The organism is Streptomyces sp. NPDC042638 (assembly GCF_040647235.1).
Lineage (GTDB): Bacteria > Actinomycetota > Actinomycetes > Streptomycetales > Streptomycetaceae > Streptomyces > Streptomyces rameus.
Window position 1 is genome coordinate 1 of record NZ_JBEZBT010000073.1, and the last position, 23,326, is coordinate 23,326.

A 23,326-nucleotide genomic window follows, 5' to 3' on the forward strand; every position below is an offset into this window, starting at 1 on the left:
CAATTCGGGACGAATAACACGATCTGATTGCCTGCGGAACGACAACGGAGGCAACAGCCGCCGGTCGCGCCGATCAGTCGCAGACCCGGGTACTTGTCCAGCCATCCCGCGAACGCGATCATGGCCATGCCCATCGTGACGTCGCCGAAGCGGCCGATCTGCTCGACGAAACCGATCCCGTCCACCCGTTCCGTGCCGACCGGTTCGGCCGGCGCGTGCACCAGGACCGGCACCTCCGCCTCCGCGGCCAGCGCGAAGAAGGAGTCGGCGCGTGGGGAGCCGAGCAGCTCCCCGTGGACGCTGGACGTGGTGATCAGACCGACGAAGGCCGGGTCCGCCAGGGTCTCGCGCACCCCTTCGAGGTGGTCGTCGTCCCCGAACGGGTTGGCGTAGACGTACCCGCGCAACTGGTCCGGGAACTTGCGGATCAGGCCCGACATCCAGGCGTGGAAGCCGCGCAGCCGGTCGCGGGGCTGGGCGTAGTTGTCGACGCCCGGCACCCGTGCCATCGCGCCTGCCCCGACCGGGCTGCCGATGATGGTGAGGTCGATGCCGGCCGCGGCGCGGGCGGCGAGCATGCCGTCCACGTCGGTCAGGCTCGGGGGCATGGGGAAGCGCTTGGCCGCTTCCGGTGGGGACAGGTGCCCGTGGATGTCGATGATCACGTATCGGTTCCCGGTTTCGGTGCGAGTGCGCGGGTGACCGCGGCACAGTCCTGGTCGCCCAGTCCTTGCTCGGTGGCGCGGACGTGGGTCTCCGCCGCGGCGGTCGCCAGCGGCAGGCTCAGGCCGACTGCTGCTGCCTGCTTGGTAGCGAGCATGAGGTCTTTCGCCATCAGCCGCAGCCGGAAGTCCGGCTCGTCGAAGCGGGCGGAGGCCAGGCGCCGGGACTTGAACGCCATGACCGGCGAGGCGAAACCGCTGCCGGCGATGGTCTTGAGGACCTGCTGCCGGTCGAGCCCGCAGGCGCTCGCCAGCTCGGTCGCCTCGGCCAGCGCCTGCACCTCGATACCCATCAGCAGGTTGAGGAGCAGTTTCATCCGCATGCCGGAGCCGAGTGCGCCCAGATGGACGACTTCCTTGCCCAGCGTCTGCAGCAGTGGCCGGGCGGCGTCGAACGCCTGCTGCTCGCCGCCGACGAAGAGCCGCAGTTCCCCGTCGCGGGCGTGGTCGCGGTTGCCGAGCATGCCCATGTCCAGGATCTGGGGGACGTCCCCGGCGATCTGCACGACCTCCTCGGGGGCGACGGTGCTGGCGCAGAGCAGGACGCCGGGGTAGGCGCCCTTGGTCAGCGCGCCGCCGGGTCCGCGCAGTACGCTGCCGAGGGCTTCGCCGTCGGCGACGGCGCAGATGGCGGCGCTCGTACCCGCGACGGCGTCGGCGGGGTCGGCGGCGACGTAGGCGCCCGCCTCGGCGAGCGGTGCGGTCCGGTCCGCGCTACGGTTCCAGACCCGGACCGGTATGCCCTGGTCGAGAAGGCGTACGGCCAGCCCGGCGCCCATGGCGCCGAGGCCGAGTACGGCGACGGGGCCGTGGCTGGTCCGCGTCACGACGCCACCCCCTTCGTCTCCTTGATCACGTGGAACCGCATCGACTGCCTCTGGTCGACCCACTGGCGCAGCGGGGCCACCAGCTCGCGGTGCTCCTCGCTCTGCTGCCAGGCGAAGAAGTCCTCGGCCGTCCGCCATTCGCTGGTGATGACCCACTGACGGGAGTCGTCGGCGGGTGCTCCCAGCCGCTCGACGATGTGGCCGGGGGTGCCGGCCACGGACTTCCGGAGCTGTTCGTACAGATCCAGGAATCCCTGCTCGCCGCCCTCGATCACGCGGACCGCGAAGACGACGCTCAGCTTTTCGGCCGTCTGGCCCTGGTGGTTGGTGCCCATGTCTCCTCCTGAAGTGAGATCCGGTGGGACACGACTCCCACGGACTCATGTCGCCCGTACGGCTGCAACTCCGAATGGGGGAGGGGCCAGTGGCGACAAGGGTTGCGCCTGCCCGGATTGGTCATTTCGGGTGAGTCCCGGCCTGTGCCGCCGCCCTGGCGGCCGGACGCCGGCGGGGGTGCCCGGACGAGTCCGCGCGTCTGACCCGTTCGAGTGACGCGGCGGGCCTCGGGCCGGGGGACGGCGTGCTGGTGCTGTGCGGCTGCCCGAAGCTCCGGTCGGTCGTCTTCTTCCGCTGAGGGAGCGTGATGGCGCGGCGCGGGCTGATGAAATGATGACCGGCGACATAAGGCGACGGCGGTCCGAGGAAGCCGGTGTGAATCCGGCGCGGTCCCGCCACTGTGACCGGTGAGCGAGCTCCACCAGGCCACCGCCCCGACCGGGGTGGGAAGGCGGGACGAGCGGCGACCCGGGAGCCAGGAGACTCACGCGGTCGCCTCCTCACGGAACACCGGGGCGGATCTCCCCGGGAGGGGAGTGGTGCGGCGTGGCCGAGCGGCCGACGGAAGAGGGACCGGGCGGGGGCGTGCCGGGCGGTGGTCCGGCGCCGTGCCGGGTCGTCGTGTGCCGGGACTGCTGCTGTGGCAGCCCGAAGGTGACCGGGGTCGACCACGCCGCGCAGACCGCGCGGCTACGGGCGGCGGTGCCGGTGCGCGTATCCGAGTGCCTCGACGTGTGCGACCAGGCCAACGTCATCGTCGTACAGCCCTCCGCCGCGGGCCGGGCCGCCGGTGCGCGGCCCGTCTGGCTCGGGCTCGTCAACGACGCCGAGGCCACTGAGGACATCGTCACCTGGGTGCGGGCCGGCGGCCCGGGCGTGGCCTCCCGGCCCGACATCCTCGACCTGTACGCCTTCACGCCGCCGCGGCGCCGTGCGGAGCCCTGAGGCCCGTGCCGGCGAGGAGACCGACGGCCGCGGTCCGGCCGTCGGGGCGCCGGCCGTCGCCGGGAGCGTCGCGGGATGCCGACGGCGCCGACGGCGATGACGGCGATGAGGTGCCCACGGCGATGACGGCGATGACGTCGATGAGGCGCCGACGGCGATGACCGCGAAGGAGGCGGTCGGGCGGCTCTTCGGGACCGTGCACGCGGGGGGTGTCCGCCTCGAACGGCGCTGCTGTCGCGCCGTGTTCGGGACCGCCGGCCGGAAGGAGGGCGTGGGCCCCCCTTGCGGTGGACGGTCCGCGAGTTCCGCCGCCGGCGCGCGGACACCGGGACCGTCCGCCGCGAGAGGAAGATCACCGCGGGAGGACGCGGTCTTGGCCATGTGCCGGTCGCGCGGTACGGTCTGTCCGATATCGACGACGGCGAGACGGAAGCCGGTGAGAACCCGGCACGGTCGCGCCACTGTGTGCGAGGCGTCCCCTGGGCGCTTCGTGAGTCAGACCCGTGGCCGTCGTCCTGTGCACCACCGAGATGGGACGCGAACTCCCAGAGGAGGTCCTGCCATGGCGCAGACCGTCGCCCAGCCGACAGCCACCCCCGCCGTTCCCGCCAAGCTGCCGCTGAAGGCGATAGCTCCCTGGGCGGTGTTCTTCGGCGTCCTCATGCTGATCCTGCTCTACTTCGTCGGCGCCGAGCAGGGCGCCACCTCCGTGTTCAACGGCACGGACGTCCACGAGTGGGTCCACGACGCCCGCCATCTGCTCGGCTTCCCCTGCCACTGACGCGAGGGGAACCCGCTCCACCATGAACTCCGCAACCGTACGGAACCTCCTCGTGCGGGGCATGCTCGCCGGCCTCGCGGCCGGCGTGCTCGCCCTGATCGCGGCCTATCTCCTCGGCGAGCCGAGCGTGGACAAGGCGATCAGCTTCGAGGACGCCCACTCCCACGAACATGAGATGGAGGTCGTCTCCCGCTCCCTGCAGTCCACCGCCGGCCTCGCCACCGGCGTCCTGGTCTACGGGGTCGCCTTCGGCGGTGTCGCCGCGCTCGCCTTCTGCTTCGCGCTGGGCCGCGTCGGGCGGTTCGGCCCGCGCGCCACGGCGCTGCTGCTGTCGGGCTGCGCCCTTCTCGCCGTCTACGTCGTGCCGTTCCTGAAGTACCCGGCCAACCCGCCGTCGGTCGGCGAGCCCGACACCATCGGCAAGCGGACCACCCTGTACTTCCTGATGATGGTGCTCAGCGTCCTTCTCGCCGTCGCCGCCACACTTCTGGGCAAGTGGCTGGCGCCCGGCCTGGGCAACTGGTGGGCGACCGTGGTCGCGGTGGCCGCGTTCGCCGTCGTGATCGGGCTGGCGTACGAGTTCCTGCCGGCCGTCAACGAGGTGCCGCAGGACTTCCCGGCCACCCTGCTGTGGCGGTTCCGCCTGTCCGCGCTGGCCATTCAGGCCGTCCTGTGGGGCGGCTTCGCCCTGGCCTTCGGTGAACTGGCGGAGCGGCTGCTGAACCCCCGGCCGGCGACGGCCGCCGGGCGGGCGGTTCCGGCCGCGCGCTGACTCCTTCCACACGGCGGAGGGCCCTTCGGAACCATCCGGGGGCCCTTCCGCCGTTCTGCCGGACCGACGGCGACCGGTTCGCAGCGGACGCTAGGAGGTCTGCGCCTTGTCGTACAGGGCCTTGACCACGTCGCCGAAGTACGGCCCGAACATCCGGTTCGGCAGGAACGTGTAGCCGAAGCTGTTCACGGAGACCTGAAGGCCGGTGCCGGTCGCCTCGTTGAAGCCGGTGAACCACGGACCACCGCTGGACCCGCCCGTCATGTTGCAGCCGAGGCTGTGGTCCTGTGAGAACAGGAAGTCCTTGGAGCTGTCGCCGCTGCAGTAGATGAGCTTCGTGCCGTCGTACGGCGACGCGGCCGGGAAGCCGAAGGAGTACATCGGCTTGTTGTAGCCGCCGTTGAACTGGATGCCCTGCGCGCCGACGACCGAGGTGAGCGTCCTGCCGTTCAGGGGGGCCACGACCGCGGTTCCGACGTCGTAGTTGATGTCCTCGCTCGCCTCCCACTGCGGGGTCGTGAGCGTCTTGGCCGCGGTCCACTGGCCGTACGGCGCGTTGCCGTTGTCGTAGCCCGGCACGAAGACCCAGTTGGTGTGCCAGCTGCCCTGGTACTTCACGCAGTGCCCGGCCGTGATGACGGTGCTGGCGTTCTGGCTGGTGATGGCGTCGCCCGTGCAGGAGGCCGTGCGCCCCTGGAAGGTGAAGAACACCCGGCCCGAGGTGGTGACGACGGCTCCGCCGCCGGTCCAGGGGCCGCCCGCCTGCGGGAAGGAGGCGAGGGCGGGGGTGGCGGCGACGGTGCTCGCACTCCCGTGCGACGTCGGGGCCTTGAGGGTCAGGGCGGCACGTTCGGTCAGTTCCGGATCGAGGGGGGTGGCCTCGCGCATGCGCTCGGCGGTCCAGAAGGTGCGGGCCCTGTGCTGTTCCGTCGCCGACGCGGTGTGCACCGCGGCCGGAGTCTGGGCAGGTGCCGGGGCCGGGGCCGCGTCGGCGGCCCCGGCTTGGACGAGGCCGCCGGTGAACACGGCTCCGACGGTCAACAGGATGCCCACGGCGGTGCGATGACGTCTCACGCGACTCTCCTTCTGCCGTGCCGGGACTGGTCGGGTCCGGGCAGGGTGGGGGAACGAAGAACGGTGCGGACGGACGTGCGTGAGGCAGGGTGCCATGGAAACGCGGGGTTGTCAGGAGCACGTAAAGAGGTTTCGGCCGGGCCGCCTTCCGGCTCAGTGGCGCCGGTGACGCACCAGGAGGTCCGCGACCACCGGGCGGTGATCGGAGGCCGTCGTCCCGGACTCGTGCGTGCCGGTCACGATGACGTCCGGTGAGACGGTCACGAGGTCGATGCGCCTGACCGGGTCGACCGCCGGATACGTCTTGCCACCGCCCGGTGCGGCGTCACGCAACGGTCCCCACAACTTGGCCAGTTCGGGCGCGTTCGGCTCGGCGTTGAAGTCGCCGAGGAGCACCTTCGGACCGGGATCCTCCGCCAGCACGGCCAGCATGTCGTCGACCTGGGCGCGCCGGACCGAGGGGTCCCTGCGGTAGTCCAGGTGGGTCGAGTACACGTGCACGCGGGTGCCCCGGACCCTGATGGTCACCTCGGCGAACCCCGGCGCCGGGGCGGGCACCGGGTCGGGCGTCTGCGTGGACAGCCGGGTGATCTCGTGGTTCTGCGCGTCGCGCACCGGGAAGCGGCTCAGCACCGCGACGCCGTACTGCCGCCGTGGGCCGCCCGCCGGGTCCGCGGGGAGGTCGTAGATCGGCGCGAAGAAGAACCGCATGCGCAGCCGTGCGGCCAGTTCCCGCGTCTCGTCGGTGAAGTCGCTGCGGGCGCCCCAGTGCACGTCGACCTCCTGGAGGCCGATCACGTCGGCGCGCAGGTCCCGGATCGCCGCCGCCGTCCGGCCGAGGTCGAAGACGTTGTCCTCCCCCGCGCCGGCGTGGATGTTGTAGGTGGCCACGCGCAGCGGCACACGCGTGTTGTGCGTGTTGTGCGTGTCGTGCGTGTTGTGCGTGTTGTGTGTGCTGTGCGTGCTGTGCGGGCCGGCGGGGGTCGGTCCCGGGTCGGCCGTCCGGCCCACGGCGGTCGCGCCCGGCGACACCGAGCCGAGGGCGGCGGTGGCGGTGAGCACGGCCGTGACCAGCGCGCGATGAGCGAGCCGTCGGCTCTTGCGGTCCACTGAACCCTCCAGATGCGGAGTGGGAGGCTGCGCGGCGTGCGGTCTCGCGGTGGCGGACCACGCCACGCCGCCCTCCCGCCACCACGAGCCGGAGCCGTACGAGGAAGCCGGACGCGACCGCGTCAGCAGAACCAGCCGTCCTGGACCCAGCCGCGGCGGTTGATGTCGCCGTAGGCGAAGCCGTGGACCCAGCTGCCCTGTTTGCCTTCCACCAGGAACGTCTGGCCTTTGTAGAGCGTGCCCGTCCACGCGCCGAGCGGGGTGGTGCGGACGTAGAGGTCGTCGGCGCAGACCGTCTCGCGGACGCCGACGGTGCCGTTCGCGGCTGCTGCCGGAACCGTGCCGAGCAGGACCGCGGCACCCAGCGCCGCCGCGATGACGGAGCCCGCGCGGAGCGCACTCGACGCCGGTAGGGGAGTCCTCATGGAAGTCCTTTCGCCGCCGGGATTCACCAGGAGTTGTAGCCGCCGATGCACTCGTAGCGGACGTAACCCCAGTCGTCGGGGCCGTAGTCGAAGGTGGCCGCCCAGCCGTTGTAGACGGGGTGGGCGCCGGGGGTGTGGCCCACCTTGTCGCCGTGGGCCAGGGTGCGGGCGAGGCCCGTGGGGCCGGTGGAGCTGTTGTAGTTGGCGTAGAAGCTCGCGCTCTGGCAGACGATGACCGCGTGCTGCGGCGGGACGGCCGCACGCGCCGGGGTCTGCGTCAGGGCGAGGGCCGCGGTGGCCGCGGCGACGGCGAGGGTGCTTCGGCGGGACAGCATGTCTTATCAACTCCCCAAGGATAGTTCGGGGTTGACGCGCGTTACCGTAAGGCACGCGTGGGGCCTCCGCAACGGTCCCGTGCCTCGGACGACCCGCCCGGCGGCGCCGACGGGACCCGCCTCCGGCGACGAAGGTTCTCCGGCCGGTTCGCCGGTCGTGACGGGGGTGTGTCACATGCCGGCAGTCTCCTGCACGAGGCTGAACGCCAGTGCATCGCAGTGTTCCCGGAAGCTGCCCGTCAGTTCATGGAACTTCTGTTCCGAGAACATCCGGTGCGGGCCTTCCAGGCACAGCAGCGGGGCGGCGGTCAACGCGCTGTGCACGGTGTGCAGTTCCACCACGGTGAGCGGCATGTCAAAGGACCTGGCATGTTCGCCGGCGAACCGTGCGGCGAGTCCGGTCACGGTCTCCCTGTCCGTACCGGTCTGCACCGTCAGCGAGGTGTTCGCCGCGTCGCTGCTGCCCAGCAGGGTGAGTACCCGGTGGATGATATCGGCCTGGTTCGGAGTGAAGCGCGCGACGAGGTCCTGTCCGTCGCGCTGCAGTCTGACGCGTGTCCTCACGAGTTCACCTCGAGTGCGTGGGAGACCGCGTTGGCGATGGCCCGTGCCAAGGCGTCGAAGTTCTGCCTGTAGAAGCCCAGGCGGATGAAGAAGGGCTCCTGGAAGAAGATGCCTTCGGGCGAGACGAACTGAGTGGGTGCGTTGGTCAGCGCGCTGAGCAGTGTGTGCAGTTCCCTGAGCGTGAACCGCAGTTCCAGCGGCTCGGTGTGCGGGCCGTGAAGCCTCTCCATGAGCTCGCCGACCGCAGCCCGGTCGGTGCCGAGCAGCACTGTGAGACAGGCGTCCGAGGCGCCTCCTCGACCCACATGGCTCAGCGCCTCGTGCATGGCGCCCGCCGCGTGCGGAGTGAGCCGTGCGACGAAGCCGTCACCGTCCGGGTGCAGATCCAGGTCCGTCTGCATGGTCTCCTTTCCTCCCGTCTCCCTACTTCTTGGGAACATACCGCCCCCCTTCAGGAAGTCGCGAACAAGCTAGCGCGGTTCGACGAATCCGGTGAGTTCGGTCCAGCCGTCGGCGGATGGGACGACCGCACGCTCACTCGGGGTTCGCCCGGCCGGCCGAGCGGGGCAGTGCGGTGACCGTTGACGGGGCCCCTGGCGGTGAGGAGTGCCTTCGCCGGGCCGCCATCGTAGGCGCGCGGGTTCTGTCCGTCCTGGACGCCGCAAGCGTGGAACCCCGTGACACCAGTGTCCAGATCCGGCCGCGTGAGCGGCGGGTTCGTGCAGGAAACGCGTTCGAAAGCGGTGGGCGCGACCAGATCTCCTTGGGCCGGAAGTACGTCACTTCGTGGGGTCGCTTCGCTGTTCCCTTGGTGTGCCACGGTTCCCGGCCAGCGCTCCTGCACAGGGTGGGGACCGGGCGGCCTGGCCGGTAGGCACAGGACGGTTAGCGCCTATGGGACCTTTCCAGCCGTTCGCATAGAAAGGTGATCTCTCGGTCGCAGCCGTTGCTACGGTACGCAATGTTTCACTCACTGGCTGTTCGCTGTGCCCGGGTGGCGTGTCGCTCTGTTTCTCCGTCCGGGTATCTGCGGCTGTCCTGCGAGCGCGGCGTCCGCGGTCGGAATCCGCCTCGCTTTCGTATCCGTGCGGCCTTGTCCGGCGCATGGACACGGCGCATGGCTGGGGCTGCTCGACGCGGACCTGCCGCTGATCGGTTGTGGTCGTTCCAACGAGGCGGTTCTGCTCGTCAGGCTGCGTATTGAGGAGGCGTGGGTTCAGTGACGATCCGGGTGAAACAACTGCGGGAGCGGCTGTACGGGGGCGTGGACGGCTCTGGTGCGGGGCGCGTGGTGGAAGTGCCCGGTGATCTGTTCGGGGATGGTGCGGGGTTCCGTCCGGTGTTCGCCGATGGAGTGCTGCGGGCGGTATGGCGGGAGGGGGATGCGGAGACACTGTCGTTCACCGGGTCGGCCCCGACCGCGCTGGCGGATGTCGAGGTGCCGGTGCGGGTGGCCTTCGAGTACGACGGCGGCCAGGTGGTCACCGGTGCGCGGCTGACGGTGGAGCTGCCGGCGCCGGGGGCGGCGGGTGAGCTACTGGGACGCGGTATGGGCCTTGCAGTGCCGTGCCTGCCGCGAGCGGCTGCCGTCCGTCATCTGGTGCTGCGGCAGCGGGCCGGTGCCACAGTCGTCACCGGCCATGGCGAACACGGTCAGGTGACGGTGCTCTCCCGCCCGGGCACCGGCAGGATGCTGGCCGCCTCTTCGGGGGCCTGGCACACCCTGTGCACCGACCAGGACCTGACGGCCGAACAGCTCAGTGCCCTGCTGGACGCGGCCGACGGCATGAACGTGGAACTGCCCGCGCCGCCGGACGACGGCTTGCCGGAAGGTACCTGGCTGGTCCTGCCCGGGATGGGGCCGGGAGGCGGACCGGTGCTGGTGCCGGTGCGGCCTGAGCGGGCCCGTCGTGAGGTAGACCCGTCGCGCAGGGACGGCCTGGGCCGCCCGATGCCCGTCCCGCATGTCGCCGGAGAGCGGGCGGAGGTGCATCGGGTCGGGATCCGCCGGGTGCCCTACGCGGTGTCCACTGCCGACGGGTTCGTCGTCCTCGCTCCTGGTGCGCCGGCCGGCCGGCGACGGGCCGGCTTCACCTTCGGCGGTCCGGTGGACGAGGTGATGCTGCGGGGGTTCATCGATTTCGGGAATCTGGCGGACGGCAAGTCCAAGGCGGTGACGTACGACAAGCCGCCGCTGTCGATCAGCGGTGGTCTCGCGGCACGCAAGGCCGAGCCTCCACACACCCTGGCGGTGGGCGGGGTGCTGCTGGTGGACACCGGCACGCTGACCGGCAGCGCGATCGCCGCCGCCTACGCCCCCAGCGAGAACGCACGGCCGTCGTTCTTCGCCTTCGGCGCCCTGACGTCGGACAAGGGGATCGGACCGCCGCCGTTCCAGGTACGCGGCATCGCGGGCGGCATGGGATGGCGCAGCAACCTGCGCCTGCCCGACGGGCCGGAGAGCGTACCGGAGTTCCCGTTCGTCCAAGCCCTCGACGACCCGCGCTCGATCGGGGCGAAACCTGACGGCACCGCGGATCCCCTGCAGGTCCTGGACACCCTCGTCAGCGGCGAGAGGCCGTGGATCACCCCGGCCCAGGGCAGCGACGATCCGCTGTGGATCGCGGCGGGGATGGCGTTCACCATCTCCGAGCGGCTGGACGGACGGGCGATGCTGGCCCTGCAAACGGGCGCGGACCTGACGTTCGCGCTGCTCGGGGTGGCGGGGATGAGCTTCCCCAAAGAGCCGGGCAAGCGCAAATACGCCCACATCGAGATCGGGCTGGAGGCGCTGCTCAAGCCCAAGGCGGGCGAGCTGAGCCTGTCCGCCGCCCTGACCCCCAACTCCTTCGTGCTCGACCCGAACTGCAGGCTCCGGGGCGGGGTGGCGTTCAAGACCTGGTTCGGCTCCAACCCGAACAAGGGTGACTTCGTCGTCACGGTCGGCGGCTACCACCGCAATTACCGTCGGCCCGACCACTACCCGCTCGTGCCCCGGCTCGGCTTCGACTGGGACCTCTCCGGCGATGTCACGGTGTCGGGGGAGGCGTATCTGGCGCTGACGCCGGCGGCGGTGATGGCCGGCGGCATGCTGGATGTGCGCTTCCATTCCGGGGCGCTGCGCGCGTGGCTGACCGCGAGGGTCGACGCGCTCATCCAGTGGCGGCCGTTCTACTTCGACGTCGGCATGCGAGTCTCGGTCGGCGTGCAGGCCAGCGTCAAGATCTGGTTCGTCCGGATCACCATCACGGTGGAGGTCGGGGTCTCGCTGAGCCTGTGGGGGCCGCCCACTGGTGGCAAGGCCAAGATCCACCTGTGGTTCATCTCCTTCACCATCGGCTTCGGCAAGAGCCGCGAACCGGACAGCAACGCGCTGGACTGGTCCGACTTCCGCACGATGCTGCCGCCGCCCGAGACCGCGGTACGCGTCCTGCCGGGCGCCGGCCTGCTCGCCGACCGCCCCCAGGCACCGGACGGGGAAACCCGCGGCAGCAGCGACGAACAGGCGTGGCAGGTCTCGTCCGCGGGGTTCACCTTCTCCACCGACTCCGCCGTACCGGTCAGCGAGCTGTACCTGACCCCGTCCGGCGGCAACCCGGCAGAGACGGGCGGCAAGCTCAACATCCGCCCGATGCGACGCACCGACCTCTCCAGCATCCAGCGAGTCTCGCTGACCCTCCAGGGGGAACCGGTCGATCTGGCCGCCTGGGAGCGCACGCGCGGCATCGCCGCCGTTCCGCAGGCCCTGTGGGGCACCGGCAAGGGCGACACGCTGCCCGGTCCGGGCCAGCAGGTCATCCCCGCCCAGCTCACCGGGGTGACGCTGACCTCTCCCGGGCCCGACTACGGCCACGACACCGGCTACATCACCGAGGAAGCGTTCACGTTCGACCCGATCGACGGGAACGGCACCCAGCCCCTCGACCCGGACGCCTCACCCGTGGGACCGGCCCCGCAACGGCCGGGCGGGGTGATCGCCAGGATCGTGCGGACCGTCGCCGAGCGGGAGCAGACCGCCGACCGGGCAGAACTGGTCCAGGCCCTGGCCGGCTTCGGACTTGACCTCGGCCCGGTGGACGCGGATCTGTCCGCGCACAGGACGGCGGCCGAGACGGCGTTCACCGCGGACCCGATGCTCGTCCCCGCCTGATCCTCCGGCACCGCGGTGGTGGCGCATCCGCCTGCGCCACCACGCCCCGCGCGCTGCCGACCTCCGCCCTAGCCCACTGGAGTGACTGTGCCGTCAACCCCTCCGGTCCAGCACCGGACCCGGTTCCTCGACCAGCGCATCCCCTCGCTGTACGCCGGCAAGTACACCCTCACCACCCAGCAGTCGATCGGCGGCGTGAACACCGCGGACGCGCTGCCGGACCGCGTCCAGCGGTTCGACGTGCGCGGGCTCAGGTTCGCGATCGCGGGCGACGACGTGCATGCCTGCTATCCGCTGCCCGGCTCCACGGGGCTGTACAGCCAGGTGCTGCCGCACGTCACCCTCACCACCCCGGGCGTGCCGTGGCTGCGCCCGCTGGCGGAGCAGGAGCCGTCGGTGCCGTGGCTGGCCCTGCTGGTCTTCCGTGAGCACGAACTGCCCGGGGATCCTCAGGCGATCGGGCGGGTGGACGCGTGCAGGGTGCGCGAACTGCTCGCCGGACGTCTGGACAGCGGGCAGACACTGCCGGGGTGCGGGCCCCAGATCGAACCCGAGTGGCTCTTCGCGGACGAGGTCGATCTGGTGTGTTCGACCATCCTCGTTCCCGGTGAGCTGTTCACGGCGATCGCTCCGCTGCCCGAAGAGATGGCGGCGCTGGCGCATGTGCGCGAGGGCGGCCCGCCGGACGCCACCCGCGGCGCCACCCCGCCCCCGGACGATGAGGAGCTCAAGGCGGTGGTGGTCGCCAATCGCTTCCCCGACGTGGCGGGTGGGATGCACGTGGCCCATCTGGTCTCCTTCGACGGCCACGAAGACCTCCTCGTCGCGAAGGCATCGGTGCCGGCCGAGGGGGTGCGGCTGGTGTCGCTGCGTTCATGGGTCTTCGAGTCCGAGCCCGACAGCGGCACCGGCTTCGGTGACCTGGTCCATAACCTGGCCGCCGACCCCGACCCGCTGCTGCGCCTGCCCGCCCGCGCCCCTGCAGACCCGACACCGGTACAGCGCGAGGCGCTGGAGCGGATCGCCACCGGCGCGACCGCTCTGCCGCAGCGGCTGGCTTCCGGTGAGCGCACGGCCGCGTTCTACCGGGGGCCGCTGACCGCTGCCCCCGCCCAGGCACTGCCGGATCCCGTGGGCGGGGTGCGGCGGGAGTCCGGGGACGAGGCCCTGGTCTACCTGGAGAAGTACGGGGTCTACGACACCGGATACGCCTCCGCCTTCGCTCTGGGCCGCGCGCTGGCCCTGGCCGACCCGGAATTCCGCACGCAGTTGCTGGCCTGGCGCAAAGCCGCCCGCAGTGCTGCCCGCCGGCTGCTGACGCACCCGGAACTCTCCGGGCGCGCCGTCACCGCGGATACCGCGTCCTTGCTCAGGCGTGATCTGGCCCGCGACGCCTTCGACAAGCTCCTGACCAGCGACGGGAACGGTTCGGGAGAGGGCGCACGAAGTTCGGGAGAGGGCGCACGAAGTCAGGGGTGCAAGCTGGCCCGCGCACTGGCCGGGGCGGGTGCGGACGTGGCCGCGGGGCGCCGCCGTACCCCCACCCCGCATGCCTCTTCGGGAGGCGTGCCGACGGCCGGCTCGCTGCACACCGCACTGGCCCGCGCCGAGGTCCGCGAGGTCATCGCCGCGGCCACCGCGACCGAGATGGATCCGGTCACCGCCTGGCTGGACCGCCTCGCGGTGCTGGAGATGATCCCCTTCGAACACCTGGTCCCCGATGAGCGGATGCTGCCAGGCGAGAGCATCCGCTTCTTCTCCATCGATCCGGGCTGGGTGCGGGCGGCGGTCGACGGAGCATTGAGCGTCGGGATCGGCCACACCCTCGACTCCGACCTCAACGAACTCGCGCGCGGGGTGCGGCCGGCCCCCGCCTGCGGCGTACTGCTCCACTCCGACCTGGTCGAGGGATGGCCCGACACCCTCTACACCGCCTTCCTCGACAACCGTCCGGTGGAGCCGGTGCGCACCGCGACGTTCGGCACGCACGTGCTGATGGTGCTCTTCCCGCAGGTGATCGACACCTTTACCGCAGCCGAGCCCCCGCAAGGGATCCACTTCGGCTTCGGTGACCTGGGCACCATCGAACTGCGCAAGATCACCCGACCGGACATCGGCATGCCCATGGGTGAATTCCCCGACGCTCCCGGGGACGACCGCTTCAGCCGCTTCCTGCGCCCTGGCGGCCATGACGTCCTCAACATCGCCGGTACCGGGGACGCTCTGCTGCCCGCCCTCGCCCAGGCCCACAACGTCGCGGAGCTGTCGTCCGCGCAGTTCGCCCTGCAGATGGTCAAAGCACCTCAGCTGCAGTTCTTCGTCCGCCCCTGACCTCTTTCCGGCACTTCCCGAAGGAAAGCAGACCAGATGTCCTCGCGCAGCAGCAACGCCCTGGTGGTCCCGGTCGAAGTGGCCGCCATGGTGGTGAACGGCAACCCTCCGCACAGCGACGGCACCTTCATCTACCAGCGCTGGCAGCCCAACTTCACGCTGCTCACCGACCACAGCATGCCGCCCGAGCCGGCACCGTTCCCGGACGTCCCCTGGCCCGGCCAGGAAGAACGCCGAGGGGCGTATGTGCAGTGGCAGCTCCCCGAAGCCCTCACCCGAGGACGCCACGACACCGAACGCGGGGTGGAGGACTTCCCCCTGGTCCCCAACCGTTGGCTCGTCGTGCGCCACCAGAGCACCTCGAAGACGGCACGGGCCTGGATCGTCGAGAGCGACCACCTCGGCATGACCACCGGCACGGTCTCCTACCTGGACCCGCACCTCGACGTGCCCACCGCCACGAAGATCGGCCGTCGCCACGACCTGACCACCGGCACACCGTGGCGGGAACCCGACGAGGCGCCGGATCCGTACCTGACCGCGCTGGGGCCCGGCCTGCTGACCTTCTCGGTCTACCAGCCCTACAACGAGAACGTCTTCTCCCTCCACGACACCCTCGACGACGTCACCGGAGCGGACCGGATCAGCTACCGGGTGATCGGCTGGCACGCCGACGAAGGCAGCGACATCCTCGCCCGCCGCGGCGGCCAGAGCCTGGCAGACCTCCTCGACGAGCTGGAGTGGCTGGCTCCCGGCGCGCCCAGCAGCGCCTCCCGCACCCTGTACGCGGGCAGTGTGCTGGGCATCGACTGGCGGCCCGACGGCCCCCTCCCGCCATCCGGGATGCCCGACCCGGCCGAGGTGGCGGTGGCGATCGGCAACTCCACCGCCGAGGCCATGTCCGCGCTCGTCGACGAAGCCGACGGCCCCAGCTCCCTGACGGCGGACGAGTCCCGCCTGGTACGGGCGTTCGCACTGGGCACGCTCGACCAGCTCGACCGCACCGACGGCGACGAGATCACCGAACAGGCCGCCCACCGCTCCGGCTTCGGCCCGGCACCAGCCGGCTACACCTGGCACCTGGCCGACCGCACCGACACCCCCGAGAACACTGCGGCCCTGTCACCGGGACAACGCGCCGCGGTGCGGGCGGCCGAAGAGCAGGTCATCGCCGACCTCAACCAGGCCCAGGCCGAACACGATGCCGCCGAGCAGGAACTGGCCACCGCCCAACAGCGCCTGTACGTGCTCTGGGCACTCTCCCGCGCGGAGAAACTCCCCCCGGACTTCGAAGACCGCATCGCCGACGAACTCGACCCCGCCCGCCCGGACAGCGCGGCGGGCCGCGTGACGGCCCTGGCCCGGCGTGTGGACGACCTGCGCGAGCACATCCCCTGGGGCACCACACCGGACAGACTGGAAACCGCCGCGGCCCAGTTCGCCGTCGACAAGGGCCTGCGCACCTCACGCATCCTCAAGCGCGCCCCCAAAGCACCCTACGAGCACCCCGCCGACCCGGTCCTGCTGCTCCAGGGCGCGCACCTGCACGCCCCCATGACCCGCGGCACGTGCCTGCCGTGCCGCACCCCCGACCGGCTCATCACCAAGATCGGCTCCCTCACCGCGGCCTCGGTCACCAGCCAGGTCGCGCAGGTCAACACCGCCAACCTGCCCGGCGAAACCAGCGCCCTGCTGACGGAGTTCTTCCTCCTCGACCACGCCCTCGACACCGGGCTGGACCTGTCCACCGCCGAGGGCGCGCTACCGGAGTACGGCACCGAGCCGTGGAGCCAGCCCTGGCAGCCGCTGTTCCTGCAATGGGCCGTCGACTACACCGCCATCCCCTACCGCGACGAGTCCGGCACCCACTGGACGTTCAAGGACAACCGCTACCACTGGAACGGCACCGGACAGACCTCGGACGCCTTCGTCATCACCGGACGCCAGATCCTTGCCCCCACCGCCGGACACGACCTGGACGGCAAACTCGCCGCCCACGCCGCCGGCCGCACCGACCTGCCCGACCTGGCCGGCCTGCGCGAAGACGTCCGCACCCTCGACATGCTCTCCCAGCGCCTCGACGGCTTCTCCGCCTACCTCGACCAGCGCGACCCCCGTGCCACCTTCACCCCCACCGGGGCCATCGCCGGCCTCATCGGCAACCACGACCAGTACGCGCCCCGGCCCGGCACCGTCACGACCGGCTGGCCCGGCCGCCCCCCGGAGGTCACCTCCTCGCCCTTCTTCGAACTGCGCACCGGCCAGCTCGCCTTCACCCAGCTCATGCTCGTCGACCGGTTCGGCCGCGCCGTCAACCTGCTCGACAACCCCCGCCACTTCGAGTACCAGCGCCCGCGGACGATGGTGCCCGAGCATCCGGTCGAATCCTCCGACACCCACCGGTTCGTCGAGCTCTCCCCCCGCCTGCTGCAGCCCGCACGCCTCGGCTTCGACTTCCTCGGCGCCACCGCGGACGAGGAGACCGAGCTGACCTCCGGCACCAACCCGGTATGCGCGTGGATCCTGCCCAACCGCCTCGACAGAACCCTCGCCGTCTACGACCCGGCCGGCCGCCCATGGGGCGAACTGCGCACCATCATGCGCCCCGACGAAACGAAGGCCGTCCACTGGGAGCCCCTGCCCGGATCCCCCATCGCCGCTCTGGACCAGCTCGCCCAAGTCTCCCCGCACACCCACCACCTGATGGCCGCCATCGCCGGCCAGGACCCCGCGGTCTTCGACGCGGTGCGTGCCACCATCGACGACGCCCTGGTCACGATCGACCCCGACGGCCCCGACGACGAAAGCCTCGGCTTCCTCCTCGGCCGCCCCCTGGCCCTCGTCCGCGCCCGCCTCGACCTGCAACTGTGCGGCCCGGCCCGCACCTCCCTCGGCTGGAACGAAGTCCTCGACCCCCACGAGCACCCGGCACAGCTCCCGCCATGGGAATGGATCACCAAACTCGGTCAACCGGCCAACACCCAGGACGGCCTCGTCGCCTACGTCCAGAACGAGGACTACACCCACCTGGAGACCATCACCGACCCGGCCGGCAATCACGGCGGCTACCTGCGGCCCATCGGCAACGGCGAACGCCTCAAACTGGCCTTCGAGGGCACCAGCACCGCCACCGTCACCCTCCTGCTCGACCCCCGGGCCCCGGTGCACGCCACCACCGACATCCTCCCCGTCTCCTCCGTCCACGTCCCCGCCCGCTACACCGCCGACGCCCTGGCCCGCATGGCCGTCTGCTTCCGCACCGGCCCCCTCCTCGCCCCCGTCACCGCCGACCCGGCAGCCGCCGTCATGCCCCGGCCCGCTACCGCCACCGGCATCTGGACTTGGACCGAACCCACCGACGCCACCGGCAACTGGCGCACCCTGCCCGTCACCGTCCCCGACCCCGCCGACCTGCCCCTGGGCAGCCCGGAAATCCGCTCCGGCTACCTCGTCCTGAACGACGCCGCCGACAACACCCGCTGACCCGACAGAAGCTGACCCAACAGAAAGGGCCACCGCACCATGGGCATCGTCACGCAGACCACCGCCGCAACTCCGGGGACGGACGCCGACTTCGGCAGCCAGCTCCAGTACTCCCTCACCACCGTGCCCGACCCCCTGACCGTCAGCCCGGCCGGTTCCGTCGAAACCGGTGACCTGATCATCATCGGCAGCCGGATCTCACCGGACCCCATCGAGACCAACGAGATCTCCGTCCGCGTGCCCATCGGCACCGAAGCCTGGCAACTCGTCCTCGACTACACCGGCATGCAGACGTCGGTCAACCTCACCGGCTGGACCGCCACCGCTGACGCCGCGAATGAACGCATCCTGTTCAAACCCAGCACCGGCCACGCCACCATCACCCCCGAAAAGGGCCTCACCCTCCAGCTCAACAAACTGCGCGTCAACCGTCAGGTCGGCACCGCCCCCGTCGTCGTCGAACTCAAATGGCGTGAGCCGGGCACCGGAACCTGGAAGACCGAAACGCAGGAACTGTCCATCGGGAAATTCCCCGCCGGGTTCTACCTGCGCAACCTCAAACCCGACTCCGCTTACATCGAAAACGGTGACGACGTCACCCTCGAATGGGACGCCTCCGAAGGAGCCACCTACCATCTGCTGTATGAAGACGCTGAGCCCGAAGTCACCGAATACAGCAGGTACTGCGTAAAAAACGTCCGCCGCAACACCATGTTCTACCTCCGCGGCCGTGTCCAACAAGGCACTGGAACCGCCGAACGCACCATCAACACCTACGTCACTGTCAACCGCCCGGACCTCGAAGTCAGGAACCTCAAAGTTCACGGAGAGGCCAACCTTCTTGGGATGCAGAAAATGCGCCCTCCGAAGTGGAGCGAGGGGGCAGTGGCCGAGACGGACGGAATGCTGCTTGTCAGCGTGTGGGAAAAACACCTGAACATCTGGCTCAAGGAACCTGGCGCCGATCGATTCCTGCTCGGCGGTTGCGATGCTTTTTGCACCATCCCCGTCAAGAAAGGTTCGCGGATCAGTTTCGATTGGGGGTCCCCCTCCGCCGTTGGGACAGGCACATTTATCTGGTATCCGTTCGGCAACGGCAGCCTTGTCTATGACTGATCTCCTTCGTCCTCCTGAAGCTCGGCTGAGAGTGATCTCGGACCAGCGTGAGTCCGGCAGCCGAGTGACGCCGGAGCGGCTTTGGAGTTCGGCCTCGGCTGGTTCCATTTCGAGGGAGGGCTGGCCCGGCTGATCCACGACAGCGCCCCGGCCCCATCACGCAGCGGGGGACGAGGAGTCCGTCCGCGAACTGCTGGACCGGGCGGCGACGCTCCCGCCGCCGGAGTGGATGGAGACCCACGGCGACTTCCAGCTCCGCAACCTCCTGCGCACCGACGACGGTTCCGCGGCCGTGATCGACTTCGAGCGCAGTGAACCAGGTCCCGCGGTGCGGGACCCGGTCCGGCTCGGCGACGCGTGGGCCGGGCGCACACGACCCGGCTCCCGGACCGGAGCCGGCGGGGAGAGGAGACGCAGTGAGCCGCACCTGGCTGCCGCCCGAGCAGTACGCCGAGCAACTGATGAAGGCGACCGGCTTCGCCTGCATCCATTTCACCGACGAACAGGACCGGCCCGTCCAGCTGCACGCCCCGTACAGCCCCTCGCACCCCTGGCAGATGCCCGGCGGCACGATGGAGCCCGGCGAGCGGCCCTGGCAGACGGCTGTGCGGGAGTGCCATGAGGAGACCGGCATCACGGTCACCGGGCCGCCGAGGCTGCTGGCCGCGGTCTACGGCCTGCCCGGCGACGAGTGGCCGTACAGCACCATGGGCATGATCTTCGACGGGGGCCGCCTCAGCGAGGCGCGGATCCGGGGCATCACCCTCGACCCGGAGGAGCACGACGAGATCCGCGTGCTGTCCCTGGAGGAATGGCGGCCGTTGATGCCGGTCCAGGACTTCGCGCGACTGACAGCCGTGACGGAGGCCCGCCGGACGGGCACGGCCGGGTACTTCGACACGTGGGACTGGGGGAAGCTCTGAGCGTGGAGCCGGTCCAGGACCGCAGGGGGCCGCGGTCCGCCGAGAATCCGTCGGGATCCCCCGGGAGGAAGCCGTGCCGTCCAGCCTGCTCGCCGTGTTCGCGCACCCCGACGACGAGGCGCTCCTCGCCGGCGGTGTCCTCGCCCAGCACGCCGCGGCGGGCGCCCGTACGGCCGTCGTCACGGCCACCTGGGCGCCCGGCAGTCCGCGCGCCCGTGAACTCGCCGACTCCCTGACGGCACTCGGGGTCTCCGAGCCACCGCGCCTGCTCGGATACGCGGACCACCGGGTCCCCGCCTCCGCTCCCGGCCGGACACGGTGGTGCGATGTGCCGGTCGAGGAAGCCGTCGGTCGCCTCGTCGCCCACATCAGGGAGGTCCGGCCCCGGATCGTCGTCACCCATGACGCCTACGGGCAGCTGACCGGGCATCCCGATCACCGTTACACCCATCGGATGACCATCCTGGCGGTGGCCGCCGCCGGGCTCGGTCAGCTGTACCCGGAGGCGGGTGAGCCATGGCAGCCCGACGCCGTCCATCTGGCGACCCACCCTCACTCGGCCGTGACGGAGCTGCGCGAACTCCTCGGCGAGGCCGGCAAGTCCGTGCTGAGTGTGCCGGACGCCCACGTCACCGCCACCGTGGACGTACGGCCGTGGATCGACCGGAAGTGGGCCGCGATCCTGGCCCACCGCAGCGAGGTCCAGCGGGAGCGGGCCCTGCCCGGCATCCTCGCCCGCCTCCCGGAGGAGACCCGCGAGCGCGTCATCGGCACCGAGTACTACACCCGCGTGTGACGAAGAATTTCGGTCGGCAGCAAGATGCCGGTTCATTTGGTGAGTCGGCGGTGGCAGATGAGGGCCGCAGTTGCGGTGGCGGATGCCCCTGTGACGGAGCCATTTCCGCAGGTGGTCGTAGTCGTAGCCCTTGTCGGCGTGGAGCTTGGCAGGGAGTCTGGGGCGGGGGCCGCGGCGGGAGCGGATGGGCGGGATCCCGCGCACAAGCGGCTTCAGGTGTGACGAGGTGGATCTTCGATCCCAACTTGCCACGGTCGGTCGGATTTGTTCCGGTCAGTGGCCACCGCAGCGAGCGTTTCGCGGTCACCCGCTCGCCGTCGGCCCCCAACCTGCGGACGCTTCACCTCTGCTGGTGGCACCACGCGCCGGAACAGTGCAGCTGGTCTGTGAACGGCAGTGCGGTCTCTTGCTGGACTGCTGTCCCTATGTCGATGAAGAGCGGTCCCACTTGGTCGCACGCTGAGCCGAGTTGAGTCGCGTAAAGATGCAGGCGTCGACGCAGGCGGAACCGGTGGGTACTTGAGTGATCGACTTCGTGGAGCGAGCTTGTGGAGCTGGTGAGCCGTCGTTGACCGCCGACGGCGCGTTCCGCTTCTAGGCCTTCGAAGAGGGCCTTAGCCGTCAATCGCCGCGGCCCCCTCCTTACCCTGGAGTGGCAGGTTTGAAACGGCTCGGTCAAATATTTACGGTCGTTGTCGAGAGCGATCACATCAAGCCATGATGGCCAGGAAGGGCGCTTGAAAGTTTAAATCGAACCTGAAAGCCTGCTCGCTGAGGTGACGGGGGAAGGATTTTAAATGCCGACAAGGTCATTTCTGGCGGATTCTGCGCGCATATTTCCCAATGCTGAAACATGCGCAAAATGTCAACTCATCCGACAGTCGATAGCTCTCTGGCTGAATGGCTGGTCCGACCGCAGTCTGTATCTTGCTGAAGAATCTGCTGCCAAGACAGCCCCTGACTCTTCATGCGACTGTGACCTGCGTACTAGAATGTGGTTGGCTTTCGTGCTGACAAGGAGAGGAGAATTCAAACGCGTAACGAAACTCCTCTACCATCCAGAGAATCCGAATAGCAGTCTCTTCGGCCCGGCGATCTCCCCGGCCGGACTCTCGCTGGCCCGGTCACACCTGGCTTTCATGGCCGGAGACCTGGACGCGGCAGCGGCCCTGAGTGACCAGGTGCTTGCGCAAGCCGAGGGTGACTCTGAAATCCGTATCGCGAGTCACCTCATCCTGGCATTGATCGCTTTGCGGCGTGCAGAAGTGAATGCGGCTTCGTCGCACATGCAGATGATAACCGACGACGCATTCATGGGGCGTCTCACCCTGCTGGCGGGACAGTGCGCATGGGTAAACGTGCGGATACGCGAAGCCCAAAGGGGAGCCGAGGGCGTCGCACCAGTCATCGAGGAACTCGTCGACTTCGGCCCGGTCAGCAGGAGCGTACTCCTGTCACAGTCGGCTGCCGCCCCCTGGATCGTGCGGCTGGCGCTGAAATTCGACCGGAAGCCGACGGCGCACAAAGCAGTGAAGCTGGCTCAGAAACTGGCTGAAATGAACCCGCAGCACCATGCGCTAGCCGCTTCAGCCCTCCACGCGCAAAGTCTATTCGAGCGAAATTTGGTCGATCTCCGGCTCGCTGCGAAGACGCAGGTCCACCCCTGGGCGCGAGCTTCGACTATAGAAGACATCGGAAAGTTCTTGGCCCGTGAGCGGTCGCAACAGGACCAGGCCATAAGAATATTTGAGCAGAGCGCTGACGCCTATATCAAGGCGGGAGCCCCGCTCGATGCCTTGCGAATCAAGAAGAGACTGTGGGGTCTCGGTGTTAGGCACCACCAATCCCGTTGGCACGCAACCCCACCGTCAGTGATCGCGAATCTCACCGAGACAGAAGCTAAGGTGGCTCAACTGGTAGCACAAGGAATGACCAACACGCAGACGGCTAAACACCTTTTCATATCCCCTCATACTGTGGCCTACCATCTAAAGAAAATATTCTGCAAGCTGCAGATCTCCTCACGTGTGGAACTGGCCAGGGACTGGACCAATATTGGGGGTTTTCAGGGTGGCCTCCGGACGGGTGACGGCAGGACCGCGTAGGCAACGGGCAGGACTCCTGTGCCGCCGAGAGAGGCGTCCAGCTCTCAACTCTCCAGCTTGTGCGGCTGGTCCCTGCCTCACTCGATCAGGTCCCGGACCGGCTGCGTCACCTCCTCGAAGAGGCTGACGGTGATCTCTTCCTTGGTCCTGAAGTTGTCGTAGAGCGCCACGACGCTGCTGCTTGGTGCCGATCCGGACGGACTGGTTCTGCCCGTAACGCGAGGGTCTCCAGCGGGAGTTGGTTCGCGTGTGACCACAAACCCGTCCGCCGAGGGCGCTCAGGACGCTGTCTACCAGGTCCGTCTGCCACTGTCGAAGCGGACCATCGACCTCGTCGCCACTTTGATACGCCGCTGGCGCCGTGAGCTGGGCACCCGCTGGCGCAAGCTCGATCCGGGCAGCCAGGCGATCGTCGTCCTGTCGATCCTGCGGCACGACCAGCGCCTGGCCGACATGGCCGGCGGCAACGCTGTCTCGGCCTCCACCGTCCGCCGCTGGGTGACCGAAGTCCAACGCTGACCCGATGATCTC

Annotated in this window: 20 protein-coding genes, 4 pseudogenes and 2 riboswitches; of the genes and pseudogenes, 13 read left to right on the top strand and 11 right to left on the bottom strand. The window is 69.7% G+C overall.

The annotated features are described in order from the left end of the window. The 3 genes from AB0B40_RS34560 to AB0B40_RS34570 form a co-directional block, all read right to left on the bottom strand. On the bottom strand, nt 1–665 hold a 665-nt coding region (locus AB0B40_RS34560), incomplete at its 3' end, for an amidohydrolase family protein (RefSeq protein WP_362267472.1). Further along, nucleotides 662–1,549 carry an NAD(P)-dependent oxidoreductase gene (locus tag AB0B40_RS34565; protein ID WP_345050170.1) on the bottom strand — a complete coding sequence of 296 codons (888 nt, stop codon included), beginning with the start codon at nt 1,547–1,549 and terminating at the stop codon, nt 662–664. The genes AB0B40_RS34560 and AB0B40_RS34565, both read right to left, overlap by 4 nt. Further along, entirely contained in the window at nt 1,546–1,884 is a 339-nt protein-coding gene (locus AB0B40_RS34570; RefSeq protein WP_345050172.1) for an antibiotic biosynthesis monooxygenase family protein, read from the bottom strand. Before AB0B40_RS34570 ends, AB0B40_RS34565 begins: the two co-directional genes overlap by 4 nt. Nucleotides 1,885–2,248: 364 nt before the next feature. After that, nucleotides 2,249–2,371: riboswitch (cobalamin riboswitch) on the top strand. 99 nt (nt 2,372–2,470) lie between these two features. On the opposite strand from AB0B40_RS34570, the gene AB0B40_RS34575 reads away from it, so the two are divergent. From AB0B40_RS34575 to AB0B40_RS34590, 4 genes and pseudogenes are all read left to right on the top strand, one after another. Further along, on the top strand, nt 2,471–2,830 hold the full coding sequence (locus AB0B40_RS34575; protein ID WP_362267495.1) for a (2Fe-2S) ferredoxin domain-containing protein: 360 nt from the start codon (nt 2,471–2,473) through the stop codon (nt 2,828–2,830). A gap of 148 nt (nt 2,831–2,978) precedes the next feature. Next, a pseudogene (locus AB0B40_RS34580) lies at nt 2,979–3,104 on the top strand (enoyl-CoA hydratase); the annotation flags it as partial. A gap of 108 nt (nt 3,105–3,212) precedes the next feature. Next, nucleotides 3,213–3,356, top strand: a riboswitch (cobalamin riboswitch). A gap of 36 nt (nt 3,357–3,392) precedes the next feature. Further along, nucleotides 3,393–3,611, top strand: a complete 219-nt coding sequence (locus tag AB0B40_RS34585; RefSeq protein ID WP_345050175.1) for a CbtB-domain containing protein — start codon at nt 3,393–3,395, stop codon at nt 3,609–3,611. Nucleotides 3,612–3,633: 22 nt separating this feature from the next. Then, nucleotides 3,634–4,383, top strand: coding sequence for a CbtA family protein (locus AB0B40_RS34590; protein ID WP_345050177.1), 750 nt, complete (start codon nt 3,634–3,636; stop codon nt 4,381–4,383). A 90-nt stretch (nt 4,384–4,473) separates the two neighbouring features. Here AB0B40_RS34590 and AB0B40_RS34595 read toward each other — a convergent pair whose 3' ends face one another. The 6 genes from AB0B40_RS34595 to AB0B40_RS34620 all read right to left on the bottom strand — a co-directional run bounded on the left by AB0B40_RS34595 (nt 4,474) and on the right by AB0B40_RS34620 (nt 8,292). Further along, nucleotides 4,474–5,457: a peptidase gene (locus AB0B40_RS34595; RefSeq protein WP_362267474.1), complete on the bottom strand. Its 984-nt coding sequence runs from the start codon at nt 5,455–5,457 to the stop codon at nt 4,474–4,476. A 153-nt stretch (nt 5,458–5,610) separates the two neighbouring features. Beyond that, nucleotides 5,611–6,567 (bottom strand): endonuclease/exonuclease/phosphatase family protein, encoded by a 957-nt coding sequence (locus AB0B40_RS34600; protein ID WP_362267476.1) that lies wholly within the window; start codon nt 6,565–6,567, stop codon nt 5,611–5,613. Nucleotides 6,568–6,689: 122 nt separating this feature from the next. Beyond that, the gene (locus AB0B40_RS34605) at nt 6,690–6,992 is read right to left on the bottom strand and encodes a hypothetical protein (RefSeq protein WP_362267478.1); all 303 of its coding nucleotides are present in this window, start codon (nt 6,990–6,992) and stop codon (nt 6,690–6,692) included. Nucleotides 6,993–7,015: 23 nt separating this feature from the next. Continuing rightward, complete coding sequence (locus AB0B40_RS34610) at nt 7,016–7,327, bottom strand: hypothetical protein (protein ID WP_362267479.1); 312 nt, start codon at nt 7,325–7,327, stop codon at nt 7,016–7,018. 171 nt (nt 7,328–7,498) lie between these two features. Continuing rightward, nucleotides 7,499–7,891: a hypothetical protein gene (locus tag AB0B40_RS34615; protein WP_345050190.1), complete on the bottom strand. Its 393-nt coding sequence runs from the start codon at nt 7,889–7,891 to the stop codon at nt 7,499–7,501. Next, nucleotides 7,888–8,292 carry a hypothetical protein gene (locus AB0B40_RS34620; RefSeq protein WP_362267481.1) on the bottom strand — a complete coding sequence of 135 codons (405 nt, stop codon included), beginning with the start codon at nt 8,290–8,292 and terminating at the stop codon, nt 7,888–7,890. Before AB0B40_RS34620 ends, AB0B40_RS34615 begins: the two co-directional genes overlap by 4 nt. Nucleotides 8,293–9,101: 809 nt before the next feature. Between AB0B40_RS34620 and AB0B40_RS34625 the strand changes: the two genes are divergently transcribed. From AB0B40_RS34625 to AB0B40_RS34655, 7 genes and pseudogenes are all read left to right on the top strand, one after another. Next, nucleotides 9,102–12,041 carry a DUF6603 domain-containing protein gene (locus tag AB0B40_RS34625; protein WP_362267483.1) on the top strand — a complete coding sequence of 980 codons (2,940 nt, stop codon included), beginning with the start codon at nt 9,102–9,104 and terminating at the stop codon, nt 12,039–12,041. Nucleotides 12,042–12,128: 87 nt separating this feature from the next. Beyond that, entirely contained in the window at nt 12,129–14,372 is a 2,244-nt protein-coding gene (locus tag AB0B40_RS34630; RefSeq protein ID WP_362267485.1) for a hypothetical protein, read from the top strand. A gap of 36 nt (nt 14,373–14,408) precedes the next feature. Further along, nucleotides 14,409–17,855, top strand: a complete 3,447-nt coding sequence (locus AB0B40_RS34635; protein WP_362267487.1) for a hypothetical protein — start codon at nt 14,409–14,411, stop codon at nt 17,853–17,855. A 39-nt stretch (nt 17,856–17,894) separates the two neighbouring features. Continuing rightward, nucleotides 17,895–18,971: a hypothetical protein gene (locus AB0B40_RS34640; RefSeq protein WP_345050210.1), complete on the top strand. Its 1,077-nt coding sequence runs from the start codon at nt 17,895–17,897 to the stop codon at nt 18,969–18,971. A 184-nt stretch (nt 18,972–19,155) separates the two neighbouring features. Beyond that, nucleotides 19,156–19,341: pseudogene (locus tag AB0B40_RS34645) on the top strand (phosphotransferase); the annotation flags it as partial. Between the two features lie 46 nt (nt 19,342–19,387). After that, nucleotides 19,388–19,894, top strand: coding sequence for an NUDIX hydrolase (locus AB0B40_RS34650; RefSeq protein ID WP_345050216.1), 507 nt, complete (start codon nt 19,388–19,390; stop codon nt 19,892–19,894). A 73-nt stretch (nt 19,895–19,967) separates the two neighbouring features. After that, nucleotides 19,968–20,690 (top strand): PIG-L family deacetylase, encoded by a 723-nt coding sequence (locus AB0B40_RS34655; protein ID WP_362267489.1) that lies wholly within the window; start codon nt 19,968–19,970, stop codon nt 20,688–20,690. Between the two features lie 72 nt (nt 20,691–20,762). Here AB0B40_RS34655 and AB0B40_RS34660 read toward each other — a convergent pair. Further along, nucleotides 20,763–20,985 (bottom strand): annotated as a pseudogene (locus AB0B40_RS34660) (IS5/IS1182 family transposase); the annotation flags it as partial. A gap of 712 nt (nt 20,986–21,697) precedes the next feature. Between AB0B40_RS34660 and AB0B40_RS34665 the strand changes: the two are divergent. After that, a complete protein-coding gene (locus tag AB0B40_RS34665) occupies nt 21,698–22,795 on the top strand; it encodes a helix-turn-helix transcriptional regulator (protein ID WP_362267497.1) in 1,098 nt (365 codons plus the stop codon). Nucleotides 22,796–22,875: 80 nt separating this feature from the next. On the opposite strand, the pseudogene AB0B40_RS34670 reads toward AB0B40_RS34665, so the two are convergent. Then, nucleotides 22,876–22,962, bottom strand: a pseudogene (locus AB0B40_RS34670) (TetR family transcriptional regulator); the annotation flags it as partial. Between the two features lie 82 nt (nt 22,963–23,044). Between AB0B40_RS34670 and AB0B40_RS34675 the strand changes: the two are divergent. Continuing rightward, complete coding sequence (locus tag AB0B40_RS34675; protein ID WP_362267491.1) at nt 23,045–23,314, top strand: hypothetical protein; 270 nt, start codon at nt 23,045–23,047, stop codon at nt 23,312–23,314. Nucleotides 23,315–23,326: the final 12 nt, after the last annotated feature.

Bases quoted from the DNA above. Each gene is read 5' to 3' on its own strand.
- AB0B40_RS34620 (WP_362267481.1), bottom strand. From the start codon at position 8,292: ATGCAGACGGACCTGGATCTGCACCCGGACGGTGACGGCTTCGTCGCA.
- AB0B40_RS34570 (WP_345050172.1), bottom strand. From the start codon at position 1,884: ATGGGCACCAACCACCAGGGCCAGACGGCCGAAAAGCTGAGCGTCGTC.
- AB0B40_RS34610 (WP_362267479.1), bottom strand. From the start codon at position 7,327: ATGCTGTCCCGCCGAAGCACCCTCGCCGTCGCCGCGGCCACCGCGGCC.
- AB0B40_RS34590 (WP_345050177.1), top strand. From the start codon at position 3,634: ATGAACTCCGCAACCGTACGGAACCTCCTCGTGCGGGGCATGCTCGCC.
- AB0B40_RS34635 (WP_362267487.1), top strand. From the start codon at position 14,409: ATGTCCTCGCGCAGCAGCAACGCCCTGGTGGTCCCGGTCGAAGTGGCC.
- AB0B40_RS34585 (WP_345050175.1), top strand. From the start codon at position 3,393: ATGGCGCAGACCGTCGCCCAGCCGACAGCCACCCCCGCCGTTCCCGCC.
- AB0B40_RS34640 (WP_345050210.1), top strand. From the start codon at position 17,895: ATGGGCATCGTCACGCAGACCACCGCCGCAACTCCGGGGACGGACGCC.
- AB0B40_RS34605 (WP_362267478.1), bottom strand. From the start codon at position 6,992: ATGAGGACTCCCCTACCGGCGTCGAGTGCGCTCCGCGCGGGCTCCGTC.